Raw genomic sequence first — 14,926 nt, forward strand, 5'->3', positions numbered from 1 at the left:
ATTGTGCAAGATACCGAATCCATCAACGACCTAGCTGCGGCTTTGCAACAACCAGCAGACCTCAGCTTTGAACTCCCAGATCCAGAAGATGAAGAGATTTTAGAGTCAGATTTTCAAGAACAACTGGATGTAGCATGGCAGGTATGCGATCGCTTTGACCTGCAAACTGAAATCTGGCGGGGGCGAATATTACGGGCTATCCGTGACCGAGAAAAAAGAGGTGGTGACGGTAGGGGTACAGGATTCCTGAGATGGCTCAAAGAACACGAAATCAGTAAAAGTCAAGCCTACGCCTGGATTCAACTAGCTAATAGCGCTGATACTCTCCTAGAAGAAGGGAAGCTTGACCCAGCCTCAGTGAATAACTTTAGCAAACGAGCATTTATTGAAACCTCTAAAGCAGTCGCAGAAGTCCAACAGATGGTGAGTGAAGCGGCGCAAAAAGGCGACCAGATTACCAGGCGAGAAGTGCGCCAACTCACCGACGAATGGACAGCCATGTCCTCGGAGTTATTACCGGAATCAGTCAAGGTAAAAGCAGCCGACAACTCCCTTCCCTCGCGCTACATTGCCCCTCTGGTGAAGGAAATGGAAAAACTGCCAGAATCACACCAGAAGATGATTCACACCGAAATTTCGGCTAATCCTGACGTTGATACTCTCAAACAGGCAACTTCAGAGGCGCGTCATTTAGCTAAATATCTCAAATCAGCCGCCCAAGTCCAAGCCCTGACGCAGGCGGATATTGACATTGAAACAGCCCTAGAAGAAGCCCAAAGGATTGGCTGTCTGAGTATCGCCGCCGATTTAGTCAATCAAGCCTCACAGATAGAACAAACAATTGCCAAGTTGTACATGACTTGGAAACGCATCGGTAATTTAGCTGATCGATTATATGTTGATACTGGTGCAAGCACTCCCAATTTGCGATCGCTCCTGACTTGCATCGAACCCCTCGGTGGTGAAATCATGGAACTACAACTGAGTGGTGGTACTGAACACACAATCCGCTTGCAAATCCAGGAAACGAATTAGTCATTAGTCATTAGATATTTCCGACAAAGTAGAGACGTTCCATTGAACGTCTCTACAAGGGATAAGCTGTTGTGCAGCTAAAGTGAATAATATCAAAATATTATGTTGGTTTAAATTTTATCAAATTATCAATAATTGAAGCGGATATTGATGATGTAAAAATAATTTTATGGTTAATTATAGTTGATTAATGTTGGGTTTCTATTTCCATTTACAGTAGGGACCTTTTTCAACAGTACCGTCGGGCATAGTGGTATCCCAAATCAAATTGAAATGTCCATTGATGAGCATACCGATAGCCCCTTGGAAGTTAGCGTCAATCAAAACAGCATATTCAAAATAGCCTATGGTAGCACCGATGAAAACAGCGCTACTCGCATTCACCTGGCTCAAATCAGATCCAGTCAAATCAGCCCCATTCAAAGTAGCACTACTCAAATTGGCGGAGAACAAATTAGCATCTCTCAGAATAGTTTTTACCAAACCAGCCTCGCCCAAATAAGCACCGAACAAATCGGCTCCAGTCAAATCAGCCCCACTCAGATCGACTTTTTCAAGATTAGCTCCACGCAGGTTAATACCCCGCAAGTCAGCACCTTCGAGTCCAGTAATCTGACCATCAACCCCGTCTATTTCGCCCATTTCGCCGACAATTCGCAAAATTTCGACACCAGCAAAGTTACGCTCCCCAGAGTTGTACCGAGCCAACAATTCATCAGTAGTAATTTTCCAAACCATGAATTCACCTCCCATTTCTTTTCTAATCTCAATTAGAATGCAACTAATCTCTGGCGAAGCCAATCGCTTGCTATGCAAAAGTTCGAGAATTGGGAAATTGCAAATGTTTTCGGAGAGTGACAGAAGAGGGTTATTCCTTACTCCTCTGTGACACAACTCAATTCTTAATCCCTGTGGCGGCTATACCTCGTATAAACTGACGTTGACCGATAAGGAATAGCACCATCACCGGCACAGTCGCTATGGTGACAGCAGCCATCATCAGAGGCCAATTATTCGTGAATTGTTCTTGAAATTCGGCTAAAGCCAATTGCACTGTTCTTAATTCCGGTCGTGTCGTAAATACCAAAGGCTTAAACAAATCGTTCCATTCAGCAATAAAGGTAAACAGAAACAGCGTCACCAGAGCGGGACGGGCTAAAGGTAACATCACTCTCCACAGAATTTGCAGTCGGTTCGCCCCGTCTATGGTTGCTGCTTCTTCCAACTCTACGGGAATTGTCTGGAAATATTGACGTAACAAGAAAATCCCAAAGCCATTGACAGCCGTCGGTAAAATCAGCGCCCCATAAGTATTTATCATGTGTCCCCACTTCAAAACTAGAAAGATGGGAATCACTAATAATTGAAAGGGAATTACCAAAGTAGCCAATACAACCAGTAACAGCGCTTGTTTACCGCGAAACTTCAATCTGGCCAGGGCGTAACCAGCTAATGCAGAAGTGACCATTTGAAAAGCCGTCACAGCGATCGCCACTAAGGTAGAATTAGCAAACGCTAGTAAAAATTTACCTCGCTCCCAAGCATCACGGTAATTAGCTAAAGACCACCTAGTTTTGGGTGAAACTTCTAAAATAGCCCCTGGAGGTGCAAAAGAGGTGATAAAGACCACGAGCAAAGGTAATAGGACAATAAATGCCCCCAATACCAGCACTCCTAATCTCAATAAATTGGTAGATTTTAGATTCCAGTTGGTTTTGGACATGAGTTGAGCGTTAAAGCATTTGTGTTCTATTACTAGAGAATTGCCCCCAGCAAAAGCTAATCTATAACATAGTGACTTGTTAAGTTAAATTAAACCATAGCGATCATTACCCTTAATAAACAGGGAAAATCGAATTTTTGTATCAAATGATTCAAGTTTACAGGAGTAAACACACAATGCAACAACTTGCAGCCGAATTAAAAATTGATTTTCAGAGCGAAAAATACAAAGATGCCTACAGCCGCATTAATGCGATTGTGATTGAAGGTGAACAGGAAGCTCACGACAATTACATCACATTGGGAGAAATGCTCCCAGAGCTTAAAGATGAACTGATTCGTTTATCGAAAATGGAAAGTCGCCACAAAAAGGGTTTTGAAGCTTGTGGGCGCAATCTGTCTGTAACACCAGATATGCCCTTTGCTCAGAAGTTTTTCAGTGGACTACACGAAAATTTCCAAAAAGCGGCGGCTGAAGGTCAAGTAGTGACCTGCTTGCTGATTCAGTCTTTGATTATTGAATGCTTTGCGATCGCAGCATACAACATCTACATTCCCGTAGCCGATGATTTTGCCCGTAAAATCACAGAGGGAGTAGTAAAAGATGAATACAGTCACCTCAACTTTGGGGAAGTTTGGTTAAAAGAAAACTTTGCACAATCCAAAGCAGAATTAGAAGCAGCCAATCGCCAAAACCTACCCATTGTTTGGAGAATGCTCAACGAAGTCGAAGCTGATGCTCACGTCTTAGCAATGGAAAAAGAAGCCTTGGTAGAAGACTTCATGATTCAATACGGTGAAACTTTGAATAACATTGGTTTTACCACCAGAGACATCATGAAAATGTCAGCCTACGGACTCACTGCCGCTTAATTTTAGTAGAGACGCGATTAATCGCGTCTGTACAAGAAAGACGGGATCAATCGCGTCTGGACAAGGAAGTGCTAAGTCATGAAAACCTTCACTTGAGCATCTTACGCTTTGTTTGCTTCTTCTCAGAGTTATATCAATTTGAAGCGATAATCCGACAAATCCCCACAGGGAAACCAGGATAGGTCGTATTTTCTAAATTACGAATTACGTTAGCGTAGCTCCTCTGAAAGAGGCATTACGAATTACGAATTACGAATTACGAATTACGAATTGGTATTTAATTCTTCCCCACTTATTCAACGCTTTCGACAAAGCACACGCCTAATACATCAATACATGTTTGGTCTAATTGGACATTTGACTAGTTTAGAACACGCTCAATCGGTAGCCAAAGAATTAGGTTATCCAGAATATGCCGATCAAGGGCTAGATTTTTGGTGCAGCGCCCCGCCGCAAATTGTCGATGAAATTACAGTTACGAGTATAACTGGACAGACAATTGAAGGACGGTATGTAGAATCTTGTTTTCTGCCGGAAATGCTAGCTAATCGCCGGATTAAGGCAGCAACACGGAAAATTCTCAACGCTATGGCTCATGCTCAAAAGCATGGCATCAATATCACTGCTTTAGGGGGATTTTCCTCAATTATTTTTGAAAATTTTAAATTGGAGCAGTTTAGCCAAGTCCGCAACATCAAACTAGAGTTTGAACGCTTCACCACAGGAAATACTCACACGGCTTACATTATTTGTCGCCAAGTGGAACAAGCATCAAAACAAATAGGAATTGATTTGTCGAAAGCGACTGTTGCTGTATGTGGGGCAACTGGAGATATTGGCAGCGCCGTTACACGCTGGCTAGATGCCAGAACAGATGTCAAGGAACTTTTACTCATCGCCCGCAATCCTGAACGTCTCAAAGACCTACAAGACGAACTGGGGCGAGGAAAAATCATGGCTTTGGATGAAGCATTACCTGAAGCTGATATTGTCGTTTGGGTTGCTAGTATGCCCAAAAGCATGGAAATTGATTTTCAAGTCTTGAAGCGACCTTGTTTGCTGATTGATGGTGGCTACCCTAAAAACTTAGCGACTAAAATTCAATATCCTGGTGTCCACGTGCTAAATGGTGGGATTGTGGAACATTCCCTCGATATTGACTGGAAAATTATGAAAATAGTCAATATGGATGTGCCAGCACGTCAGTTGTTTGCTTGTTTTGCCGAATCAATGCTGCTGGAATTTGAGAAGTTATACACGAACTTTTCTTGGGGGCGGAATCAGATTACCGTAGACAAAATGGAGCAGATTGGTCAAGCATCAATCAAACACGGATTTAGACCACTGCTAGTTGAGTCCTTAGTCGTTAACTAAAGACTTATAAGTAAATCACAGCCCATAGTCCATGCCCTACATCCCCACCTTCAATTACTCCACACTCAACACTCTTAACTTGTACGATGGCAACTACCGAGCGCAAACCACTACTGTTAGATTTTGAAAAGCCACTAGCAGAACTGGCAAACCGGATTGATCAGATTCGGCAACTTGCAGAAGAAAATGGCGTTGATGTTTCTGGTGAAATTCGCAAACTAGAAGCACGGGCTATGGAACTACGGGATGAAATTTTTAGTAATTTATCACCGTCTCAGCGCTTGCAAGTGGCTCGTCATCCTCGTCGCCCTAGTACTCTTGATTACATTCAGGCTATTAGTGATGAATGGATGGAGTTACATGGCGATCGCTGCGGTGGTGACGATCCAGCCTTAGTTGGTGGTGTAGGTCGTTTGGGCGGGCAACCAGTGGTAATGTTAGGTCATCAAAAAGGCCGCGACACTAAAGATAATGTCGCCCGTAACTTCGGTATGGCTTCCCCTGGTGGTTATCGTAAAGCCCTGCGCTTGATGGAACACGCCAATAAGTTTGGGATGCCAATTATCACCTTTATCGACACTCCCGGCGCTTGGGCAGGCATAGAAGCCGAACACCAAGGACAAGGGGAAGCGATCGCCTACAATTTACGGGAAATGTTTTGCTTTGATGTGCCAATTATCTGCACAGTCATCGGCGAAGGCGGTTCTGGTGGTGCTTTAGGTATTGGCGTAGGCGATCGCCTCATGATGTTTGAACACGCCGTTTATACCGTTGCTACCCCCGAAGCTTGTGCCGCCATTCTGTGGAAAGATTCTAGCAAATCTCCCCAAGCAGCCGTCGCCCTCAAAATCATTTCCCACGACCTGAAAAACTTGGGCATCATCGACGAAATATTACCTGAACCCACTGGTGGCGCTCATTCTGACCCACTCAAAGCCGCCACAACTCTGAAGCAGAGCTTGTTAGACAACTTAGAGCAACTCAATCGGTTAACATCCCCAGAACGTCGGCAACTACGCTATGAAAAATTCCGTAAAATTGGTGTTTTTACTGAAGTTGCCCACTGATCCTACGAGAAAATAACCGCTTTACTCATCAGCAATGTTATAATGCCTATGGCTACTTAAAGATTTTTAACAATCTTGATAGCCATAGGTTTTTGTATTTTAAGCAAATCAACTCGATTTGATTCAGTGATTTGCCTGTTATTCAGTAATCACATTTTAATCTATGACATAATTTCCCAGTTAAACATTTGTTATCCTGACTGGGAACACACCTGACGGGAAAAAATACCCACGCTGACGGAAAAAAATAGCAGTTAGTTATCAACCAGAAATCATCGGAAATTCAGGTTAATTAAATTTAACCAATCCGCAAGATTTGGGTAATTGGCTGGTGGAAAAAAGCTTTCGGAACTGCCAAAAAAATTGGAGACAGCATGAGTCTTGATCAACGACGCGCCCTGATTACTGGGGCCAGTAGTGGAATTGGCAAAGCAACGGCTTTAGCATTTGCCAAGGCGGGAATTGATGTCGCCTTAGTCAGCCGTTCTTTGGATAAATTGGAGACAGTAGCAGAAGCAGCTAGGCATACGGGAGTAGTAGCCAAAGCTTACGCTGTTGATCTTGCGAATATAACTCAAGTAAAAGCCAAAATCCAGGCGATCGCCCTTGACTTTGGGGGCATAGATATCTTAGTAAACAATGCGGGTATAGCATACACAGCCAACCTCAGCGAAACCCCTTTAGAAGATTGGCAGCAAGTCATAAATTTGAACCTCACCAGCGTCTTTGAGTGCATGATGGGAATTTTACCCGGAATGCGCGATCGGCAAAGCCGCGCCGGAGGCGATCGGCATACAGGCACAATAATTAATGTCGCCTCAATTGCCGCCAAGCAACCCTTTCCCGGTTGGGGAGCATACAGCGTCAGCAAAGCTGGTGTCATGGCACTTTCGCAAACCCTAGCACAAGAAGAACGCGCCCACGGCATTCGTGTCACAGCCATTTGTCCTGGTGCTGTCAATACCGAACTTTGGGATACAGAAACCGTCCAATCAGATTTTGACCGTTCCAAAATGTTAACACCAGAAGTCGTTGCCCAATCAATTCTCTACACAGCCTTACTACCACAGCAAGCCGTCATAGACGAATTAACCCTCATGCCCAGCGCTGGCGCTCTTTAGAGTGCTGAGTGGGTAGGGGCGGGTTCAAGAGTCAATCTGTGGTTCGCCAAATCCTTAGTAAACCCGCCCCTACAGGAGTACTGAGTGCTGATTATTGAGTATTTATTTAACTCTGGTGCGCCTGGTGCGCCTAGTTCGTGTTAGCCCCGTGGGGCGTAGTCCGAAAAATAGATATTCTCCAATCAAAAACGCTAATAAATCAAACCATAACCAAGTAATCACATCATGACTATTGCTAGTTCCAACAGTTCCAACCGCTCAAAATCTCCTCTCAGCCCCGATTTAGTAGAAGCCATCACTCCCAAACCCGACCGCAACACCCACAACGGACGACAACCAGATTTGCACCCACCGTCAGGGGAAGAATTGGAGTCAATGATGGATGGTGTAAGAGCGCTAATAGTAGGAGTGGGAGAAGACCCCGAAAGAGAAGGACTGCTCAAAACACCTAAACGTGTAGCAGAAGCCATGCAGTTTCTGACCAGTGGCTACAACCAATCCTTAGAAGAACTTCTCAATGATGCCATCTTTGATGAGGGACATAACGAGATGGTATTAGTCAGGGATATTAACTTCTTTAGCCTCTGCGAACACCATATGTTGCCTTTTATGGGTAAAGCACACGTTGCTTATATCCCTAACCAAAAAGTTGTAGGCTTAAGTAAACTTGCCCGCATTGTCGAGATGTATTCTCGTCGTTTACAAGTCCAAGAAAGATTAACCCGTCAAATAGCCGAAGCAATTCAGACTATTCTTGAACCTCAAGGTGTAGCAGTAGTAATGGAAGCTACCCATATGTGCATGGCAATGCGCGGTGTGCAAAAACCCGGTTCTTGGACTGTCACCAGCGCAATGGTTGGTGCATTTCAAGAAGATCAAAAAACTCGTGAAGAATTCTTTAACTTGATTCGTCACCAACCTTCATTTTACTAGTGGACTTACAAGCTTAAAATCGTGCAAAAAATTGTAGGTTGGGTTGACGAAAGGAAACCCAACATCATTGGCAGCGTTGGGTTAAGCGCAGCGCAACCCAACCTACTTTTAATGCACTATTTTAGCCTTGTCACGCGACTACAATTTGGAAAATTTTTATTTGTCAGTCCCTCAACCGACAACCTAAATTATCAAATAGCAATGCTACTTTATCTAAATCTTTGTCACCAGGCTGAAGTTCTACACCGCTAGATAAATCTATGCCGTCGGGTTTGACTTGATTTAAGGCAGTTAGTACATTATCTGGTGTTAGTCCCCCAGCTAGTAACCAAGGACAACTGGGTTGAAATTTCTCTAACATCTGCCAGTCTAGAGTTTGTCCTGTACCTCCCAACTGTTGGGGATGATAAGCATCAAGTAGTAATGTGTCTATATGCTGGGTGTAATTAGAGGTTTGAGCCAGATGTTCCAGACTGCGAACTCTAAAAGCTTTGAGAATTTCTACATTCGGGAGACTTTGACGTAACAGTGAACAAAATTCTGGGGATTCGTCACCGTGTAACTGGACACCAGTCAATCCAGAATCCATCACTATCTGGCTAATTTCAGAAATGCTGGTGTTAGCAAACACTCCGATTTTGTCAATATTTTCCGGTAATTGCGCCACTGCTGCCCGAATTTGCTGTGAGGTAACGTAGCGGGGCGAGGTGGGGACACATATAAATCCTAGTGCAGTTGCGCCGAGATTGGCGATCGCTACAGACTGTTTTGGTTGAGTAATACCGCAAATTTTAACCCGCATATAAATTTTAGATATTGGTAAGTGAAAATAAAACTCGAAAATTTCCTAATAATTTTCGGTTGTTTGCTGTGGAACTTTATAATTTTGGAGGACTACATTAATTTTGTCATTTAGGAGATACCAGTTTGTTTTTATCAACCTTACTAGCCGCCGCATCTGTTCCCGTCACACCCGAATGGACTCCCACTGTCGGAATCATTATTAGCGTCAGCAGCTTAGTAGTTCTTTTGCTAACTCTGAAAATCCAGTATCCTTTAGTCGGCCCCAAGTTGCCTATCCTGCCCATCAGCATTCCCGCATTCATCGGTGCGATGGCTTTTGGTCATGTGGTCGGCATTGGTATTGTCTTAGGACTGACTAATATCGGTCGTCTGTAGGTTTGAGAACTTAGGGACTGGGGAAGAGGAACTGGTGCAGGGCGCTTTCCATTCTCCATTCCCCGTAGGGGCGGGTTCACAGATATCATTCAAGATCAACGACGATATTACTAAACCCGCCCCTACAACCCAATCCCCTGCATGATCAGATTTTTTTTGTAATCACTCGGACAAAAGAGGGAGAAACTAACCTTCCCTTTGAGGGAGGATTCGGTAACTTCATCAAGCGGAGTATTTACATGGCTGAGAAATGACAGCTAAATCAATTTGTTCATGCAGGAGAAAAAACTATGCTCTCATCAATGTTATTCGCAGTCCAAGTAACTGTTCCCAACACCGGCACTACATGGAATTGGATTGGCACTCCGATTATTATTGGCAGTTGTCTATTATGTCTTCTGATTATTCCCCGAACCATTAGCTATCCCCATGTTGGTAATAAAATGCCTTTACCCTTTCCAGGACTGTTCAATAATCCCAGCGTCGGTTCCTTCCTGGCGGCCATGAGTGCTGGCCATCTGATTGGTATCGGTGCTGTTTTGGGATTGACCAATCTCGGCATTATTTGACGGCGGAAATCCCCACCCTCAGCTATTTGTCCTGGGGGTCGGTAATATGCCAACCTAGAACTTAGGGCATCTCAGAATTTTGGCTTTGAGATTTAGGATTAAATTTTATGTATACAAAAATTGCACATTTTTAAGATTAATTACGGAAAATATTTAGTTTTAGGAGAATACAGTGCAAACAAATTGGCGCATCGGGTCATTACTTGGCATCCCGTTATTTTTAGACCCACTGTGGTTTGTAATTTTAGGGCTGGCTACACTTAATTTCGGTATAGCTTACCAGGAATGGGGTACTGCCATCGGTTGGAGTGCTGGGATGGTGATGGCACTGCTATTATTTGGTTCAGTATTATTACACGAGTTGGGTCACAGTTTGGCAGCGCGATCGCAAGGCATTAGAGTTAACTCAATTACTCTGTTTATGTTTGGCGGTGTTGCGGCTATTGAAGAAGAATCAAAAACGCCGGAAAAAGCCTTTCAAGTCGCCATTGCTGGGCCTTTAGTCAGTATTGCCCTATTTTTGCTGTTTAGTCTAGCTACTAACATTACACCGGCATCTACCCCCCTTTCGGCAATGGTGACGGATTTGGCGAGAATTAATTTAGTTGTCGCCCTATTTAACCTGATTCCCGGTTTACCTCTAGATGGGGGACAAGTTTTAAAAGCCGCCCTGTGGAAAATCTCAGGGAACCGCTTTCAAGCTGTACATTGGGCTGCAAGGTCTGGGCAAATTTTAGGTTATAGTGCGATCGCTTTAGGATTAGCTGTAGACTTTTTCACCAGAGAGTTAATTACTGGTGTATGGATTGCTTTAATCGGTTGGTTTGCTGTGCGTAATGCTAACAGCTATGATCGCGTCACCACATTACAAGAAACCTTACTAAAAGTAGTAGCCAGCGATGCGATGACTCGTGATTTTCGGGTAGTCGATGCTGATCAAACTTTGCGTGCTTTTGCTGACTCTTACCTATTGGACAGCAACGCCCCAAGTATTTATTTTGCTGTATCTGATGGACGTTATCGGGGTATGGTTTCCATTGACGATTTACGCTTAGTCGAAAGAAGCGAATGGGAAAACCGAACTCTGCAAAGTATTGTCCATCCCTTAACAGAAATTCCCTCTGTAACTGAATCGATTTCTTTAGCTGAGGTGATAAATAAGTTAGAAAATGAGCAATTACCGCGAATTACTGTACTTTCGCCTGCTGGTACGGTAGCAGGTGTCATTGACAGGGGGGATATTGTGCGGGAATTAGCTCAAAAGTTAAGTTTACGCATTACCGATGAGGAAATTAAGCGGATTAAAGAAGAAGGTAGTTATCCGCCAGGGTTACAATTGGGGGCGATTGCCAAATCAGCTACAAATTAATAGAATAAAGAACCTCACCCCCAACCCCTCTCCTTACTAAGGAGAGGGGAGATTTTTATGTAAGTCAAAGGTGAGGTAAATTACGAATTACGTTAGCGTAGCTCTCCCGAAGGGAGCATTACGAATTACAAATTATTTTCTCAAGTTTTCCCGCTAAAAAGTTGTTTTAAGGTTTCTGGGAGGTTGGTGATTTCTTGAATGAGATCATCGGGACTAAAGCCAAACATATTCAGAATTACAAGGATTACAAAAATCGCGATCGCACTACTCAAAAATGTCTTGAATACTTTCAGAAAAGTTCGGAAGATGATCACAGCGACAATTAATGCCGCAATTAGAATTATTATATTAGTTGGCATAAGTCAATTGGTCTCAATGAATCTTTAGAATTTGATATTCTTAGTGTTTTTAAACGCAGAGTTTTGGTTGAGAATGGTGAAAATTTAGGATGAGGATTTGGCGAGAATTTCATCCCATTCAGACTGGGAGAGGGGTTGTATTTCTATCTGCATCGCAAAACAATCACAAGCGGCGGTAATCAAAGCAGCAATTATTTGATCTAAACTCAAATTTGGGGGTAGTTGTATACTCATAAAAGATTCTGCACCAAAGACTTGAGTAAATAATTCAGCATCAGGCTGTAGACGCATGGAACCATGTTGCAAAATCACCTCACCCCGTCGCAGTTGGGCGCTACCAATGAGTTTACCTCCATTTGGTAAGACTAAATCTGCACTTGTCGCTGTGCCAAAACAGTTAGGGTTGTGGATATAGCCCCGCCCAGCTGTACCGTAGCGCAATTCCACGCCAAGCGATCGCCATCCTTGAATTAAAAACTCACAAATCTTTTCATATATTTGGAACCGGCTACCAGGGATTCCCGAAGTAATCACCGCATAAGTTAAATCACCTTGATGTAGTACCGCCCTACCGCCAGTAGGACGACTCACCAAATCTAGTTTTTCGCCTCGCCAAGTCAAATTTGTCCAAAATTCTGGGTATTGGCGTTGGTGATAGCCGAGAGAAATTGCAGGTGGCGACCAAGTATAAAATCGCAGAGTTGGGGGATGCTTTCCAGATTTGTGCTGTTCTAACAACCATCTGTCAATCGCCATCTGCACATCACCAGAAGCTTCTAGCAAAGGAATCAGTCGCCAAACCTGCTGACCATCCAAGTTTTCAATTGGGTTCAACACTGATATTTAGAGGGGTGCAAGCAATACAATTTGGAACTGTTCAAAGGCTAAAACCTGGGGAAAGCCATTTAAGCAGCACCATAGTGAGATTGTAAAACTTCATCGTGATCATCCGCAATGGTGGCGACAATGGTAACTAGCCGTGAGACTTCAGCCGGAGATAAATCTTCGAGAGTGCGGGTTGATATGACCACCACCCGATTTTCAATAATACCAAAACGGGCTTCTAAGGTGTTGGAGCAGTTCATTTCTAAAAGATGTCGCATCAACTTGAGTTCATCTTTAGCTGGTAAGTTCAGCACCGTAGACCAAACTGTGATGGTATCCTCATCACTTTCTCCAGTCAGTTGGATAAAAACTTCCACACTCCCGTACTTAAATTTCCAGAGATAACCATCCTTTGGGTTGTGGCTCACCATTGCGCTATCATCTTGTTCTAGAGTACCGATGACATTTTCAATTACTTCCACATGGTTCACACTCACTGTCTCTAAGTTGAGTTCATTGCTGGGTAGGGTTTCTTGGTAGTTTGTCATACAGATTTTTTTCCCGATTTGGTTACTGTTTCTCTACACATACTTTATCGCCTGTGAGCAAGGTTAGTTATAGCTGGTTCGCAGAATATTTTAAACCAGGCGATCGCAGTCATAAATATTACGTTTTGTTTAGACAAAAATTGCCTGTAAGATAACTCATATCAGCATACATTCAAAAAAAGTCTAACACTGACAAGGATGCGTGAGTCTATGACCTCTTTATCTCAGACTGTGCAGAATCGTGATGTCCGTCAGTTGGGTATTAACCCCAATCACTGGTATGTGGTTGCACGTAGTAGCGAAGTAACCAATAAGCCGATAAATGTGGTGATTTGGCAGCAAGCGATGGCGCTTTATCGAGACAGTGCAGGTAAAATTCACGCCCTGGAAGACCGTTGCCCCCATCGTCAAGTTAAACTTAGTCACGGGCAGGTAGTTGGGAACGAATTAGAATGTGCATATCACGGTTGGCGTTTCAATTCCGCCGGTGAATGTGCGGCTGTTCCCTACTTAGCAGAAAATCAGAAATTACCAAATTGTCAGATTCGCCATTACCCAGTTAAAGAACAAGATGGGTTTATTTGGTTATTTCCGGGAGATACTGAACCATCTGTAGAACCTCTGGGTTTACCAGAATGGGAACATCTCAATTATATTGCCACAGTTTCCGTGATTAATACTCAAGCCCATTATTCATATTTAATTGAGAATTTAATGGATATGTATCATGGGCATTTACACCAAGATTTGCAAGCATGGGCAGAAGCATCATTACAAGATCTTGATGAAGATGATCATCGTGTAGATGCTCATTATATCGCCCAAAGTTATTACAAAATCGATAAAATTTGGTCAATATCGCAGTTATTTTTTCCTGCATTTAGAAAATTACATCCTGAACCATTAGATGTAAGTTATGTTTATCCTCATTGGGTCTCTACCTTGGGTCAAGATTTTAAAATTTATTGTTTATTGTGTCCAATAAGTGAAACCGAAACCAAAGCGTATTTAATTCATTTTACATCATTAAATTCCTTTTGGAGATTACATAAATTGCCTGTATGGTTTCGGCGATTTATTAAAGATAGTTTATTTGGTGCAGCGCAAAAATTACTTGATGGTTTAGTCATTCAAGATGTAGAAATGATTGAGGAAGAACAACAGGCGTATTTGCAGAATCCCCAACGGCGCAATTATGAGTTAAATCGGGCGTTGGTAAGTGTGCAACGTTTGATGCGGAGTCAAGTAGAACAGGGGTAATTAATCATGAAATTATGAAAGCGAAACAGCCGAAAACTAACGTATTAAACCAGCGCGTTGAAAGATAGTATGGGGAGTAATTTCTAATTCTGGTAATGCTTCATGGCTAATGACTTGATTATCTCGAAAGGTGAGAGGAAGAGAAGAAGTTGTAAAGAGAGTGATAGTTTGAGATATTGTATCTACTATCCAAACCAGATAAATCCCAGCTTGAAGATAATAAGTAGCTTTTTCAATCATGTCTCCAAAAGTTTGACCAGGAGAAATAATTTCGATAACTAATTCTGGGATAACAGGACAAGCTTCATCTTCAAGCCAGTCAGCAGGAAGACGGTTATAGGAAATGTATGTTAAATCAGGTACGGGTATCCAATTTTCTTGATTTCTTGTTAATTTTATCCCCCATTCCACGACAACGCGACCTTTTGCTTGCGCCCATGTGGATAATAGGATAAATAATGCTCCTGTGGTTGCGCCATGAAAAAATTTAGGAGACATTTGCTCATTTTTATATTTCGGTACAGCTTCACCGTCAACAAACTCATAAGCAAGTTCACTTTCGGGAAGTGCGAGAAATTCTTCGAGAGTGAGTTTGGTTTTTAGTTGAGTCATGGTTAGTTTTGGTGGGTTCAATATTCCCGACTTCTATGATAACTAAAGTTCGGTTTAGACCCATTCTCATTCAATTGAGG

At 42.9% G+C, this 14,926-nt stretch carries 17 protein-coding genes; 10 read left to right on the forward strand and 7 right to left on the reverse strand.

Annotation, left to right across the window (positions count from 1 at the left end; genetic code table 11):
* Positions 1-3: 3 nt before the first annotated feature.
* Positions 4-1,035 carry a hypothetical protein gene (locus ACM0OW_RS18085; protein ID WP_414551538.1) on the forward strand — a complete coding sequence of 344 codons (1,032 nt, stop codon included), beginning with the start codon at positions 4-6 and terminating at the stop codon, positions 1,033-1,035.
* 201 nt (positions 1,036-1,236) lie between these two features.
* Here the strand turns inward: ACM0OW_RS18085 and ACM0OW_RS18090 are convergent, their stop codons facing one another.
* Entirely contained in the window at positions 1,237-1,773 is a 537-nt protein-coding gene (locus tag ACM0OW_RS18090; RefSeq protein WP_414551539.1) for a pentapeptide repeat-containing protein, read from the reverse strand.
* 157 nt (positions 1,774-1,930) lie between these two features.
* The gene (locus ACM0OW_RS18095) at positions 1,931-2,758 is read right to left on the reverse strand and encodes a carbohydrate ABC transporter permease (RefSeq protein ID WP_414551540.1); all 828 of its coding nucleotides are present in this window, start codon (positions 2,756-2,758) and stop codon (positions 1,931-1,933) included.
* A 176-nt stretch (positions 2,759-2,934) separates the two neighbouring features.
* On the opposite strand from ACM0OW_RS18095, the gene ACM0OW_RS18100 reads away from it, so the two are divergent.
* From ACM0OW_RS18100 to folE, 5 genes are all read left to right on the forward strand, one after another.
* Positions 2,935-3,630, forward strand: a complete 696-nt coding sequence (locus ACM0OW_RS18100) for an aldehyde oxygenase (deformylating) (protein ID WP_414551541.1) — start codon at positions 2,935-2,937, stop codon at positions 3,628-3,630.
* 336 nt (positions 3,631-3,966) lie between these two features.
* Positions 3,967-5,004 carry a long-chain acyl-[acyl-carrier-protein] reductase gene (locus ACM0OW_RS18105; protein WP_414551542.1) on the forward strand — a complete coding sequence of 346 codons (1,038 nt, stop codon included), beginning with the start codon at positions 3,967-3,969 and terminating at the stop codon, positions 5,002-5,004.
* 86 nt (positions 5,005-5,090) lie between these two features.
* Positions 5,091-6,071: an acetyl-CoA carboxylase carboxyltransferase subunit alpha gene (locus ACM0OW_RS18110; protein ID WP_414551543.1), complete on the forward strand. Its 981-nt coding sequence runs from the start codon at positions 5,091-5,093 to the stop codon at positions 6,069-6,071.
* Positions 6,072-6,445: 374 nt separating this feature from the next.
* Positions 6,446-7,192 carry an SDR family oxidoreductase gene (locus ACM0OW_RS18115; protein ID WP_414551544.1) on the forward strand — a complete coding sequence of 249 codons (747 nt, stop codon included), beginning with the start codon at positions 6,446-6,448 and terminating at the stop codon, positions 7,190-7,192.
* Positions 7,193-7,417: 225 nt separating this feature from the next.
* The gene (gene folE, locus ACM0OW_RS18120; protein ID WP_414551545.1) at positions 7,418-8,125 is read left to right on the forward strand and encodes a GTP cyclohydrolase I FolE; all 708 of its coding nucleotides are present in this window, start codon (positions 7,418-7,420) and stop codon (positions 8,123-8,125) included.
* 163 nt (positions 8,126-8,288) lie between these two features.
* Here folE and ACM0OW_RS18125 read toward each other — a convergent pair whose 3' ends face one another.
* The gene (locus ACM0OW_RS18125; RefSeq protein ID WP_414551546.1) at positions 8,289-8,927 is read right to left on the reverse strand and encodes a phosphoribosylanthranilate isomerase; all 639 of its coding nucleotides are present in this window, start codon (positions 8,925-8,927) and stop codon (positions 8,289-8,291) included.
* A 125-nt stretch (positions 8,928-9,052) separates the two neighbouring features.
* Here ACM0OW_RS18125 and psaK (ACM0OW_RS18130) point away from each other — a divergent pair, with 125 nt between their 5' ends.
* The 3 genes from psaK (ACM0OW_RS18130) to ACM0OW_RS18140 all read left to right on the forward strand — a co-directional run bounded on the left by psaK (ACM0OW_RS18130) (position 9,053) and on the right by ACM0OW_RS18140 (position 11,242).
* Positions 9,053-9,304 (forward strand): photosystem I reaction center subunit PsaK, encoded by a 252-nt coding sequence (gene psaK / locus ACM0OW_RS18130; protein WP_414551547.1) that lies wholly within the window; start codon positions 9,053-9,055, stop codon positions 9,302-9,304.
* Between the two features lie 290 nt (positions 9,305-9,594).
* On the forward strand, positions 9,595-9,873 hold the full coding sequence (psaK, locus tag ACM0OW_RS18135; RefSeq protein WP_414551548.1) for a photosystem I reaction center subunit PsaK: 279 nt from the start codon (positions 9,595-9,597) through the stop codon (positions 9,871-9,873).
* 172 nt (positions 9,874-10,045) lie between these two features.
* A complete protein-coding gene (locus tag ACM0OW_RS18140; protein WP_414551549.1) occupies positions 10,046-11,242 on the forward strand; it encodes a site-2 protease family protein in 1,197 nt (398 codons plus the stop codon).
* Positions 11,243-11,382: 140 nt separating this feature from the next.
* Here ACM0OW_RS18140 and ACM0OW_RS18145 read toward each other — a convergent pair whose 3' ends face one another.
* From ACM0OW_RS18145 to ACM0OW_RS18155, 3 genes are all read right to left on the reverse strand, one after another.
* On the reverse strand, positions 11,383-11,601 hold the full coding sequence (locus tag ACM0OW_RS18145) for a hypothetical protein (RefSeq protein ID WP_414551550.1): 219 nt from the start codon (positions 11,599-11,601) through the stop codon (positions 11,383-11,385).
* A gap of 84 nt (positions 11,602-11,685) precedes the next feature.
* Positions 11,686-12,438 carry a biotin/lipoate A/B protein ligase family protein gene (locus tag ACM0OW_RS18150; protein ID WP_414551551.1) on the reverse strand — a complete coding sequence of 251 codons (753 nt, stop codon included), beginning with the start codon at positions 12,436-12,438 and terminating at the stop codon, positions 11,686-11,688.
* Positions 12,439-12,506: 68 nt separating this feature from the next.
* On the reverse strand, positions 12,507-12,974 hold the full coding sequence (locus ACM0OW_RS18155; protein WP_414551552.1) for a YbjN domain-containing protein: 468 nt from the start codon (positions 12,972-12,974) through the stop codon (positions 12,507-12,509).
* Positions 12,975-13,184: 210 nt separating this feature from the next.
* Here ACM0OW_RS18155 and ACM0OW_RS18160 point away from each other — a divergent pair, with 210 nt between their 5' ends.
* Positions 13,185-14,234: a Rieske 2Fe-2S domain-containing protein gene (locus ACM0OW_RS18160; RefSeq protein ID WP_414551553.1), complete on the forward strand. Its 1,050-nt coding sequence runs from the start codon at positions 13,185-13,187 to the stop codon at positions 14,232-14,234.
* 36 nt (positions 14,235-14,270) lie between these two features.
* Here ACM0OW_RS18160 and ACM0OW_RS18165 read toward each other — a convergent pair whose 3' ends face one another.
* Positions 14,271-14,846 carry a Uma2 family endonuclease gene (locus ACM0OW_RS18165; RefSeq protein WP_414551554.1) on the reverse strand — a complete coding sequence of 192 codons (576 nt, stop codon included), beginning with the start codon at positions 14,844-14,846 and terminating at the stop codon, positions 14,271-14,273.
* Positions 14,847-14,926: the final 80 nt, after the last annotated feature.

It is taken from the genome of Anabaena sp. CCY 0017, assembly GCF_963920885.1.
In the GTDB taxonomy this organism is placed as follows: domain Bacteria; phylum Cyanobacteriota; class Cyanobacteriia; order Cyanobacteriales; family Nostocaceae; genus Nodularia.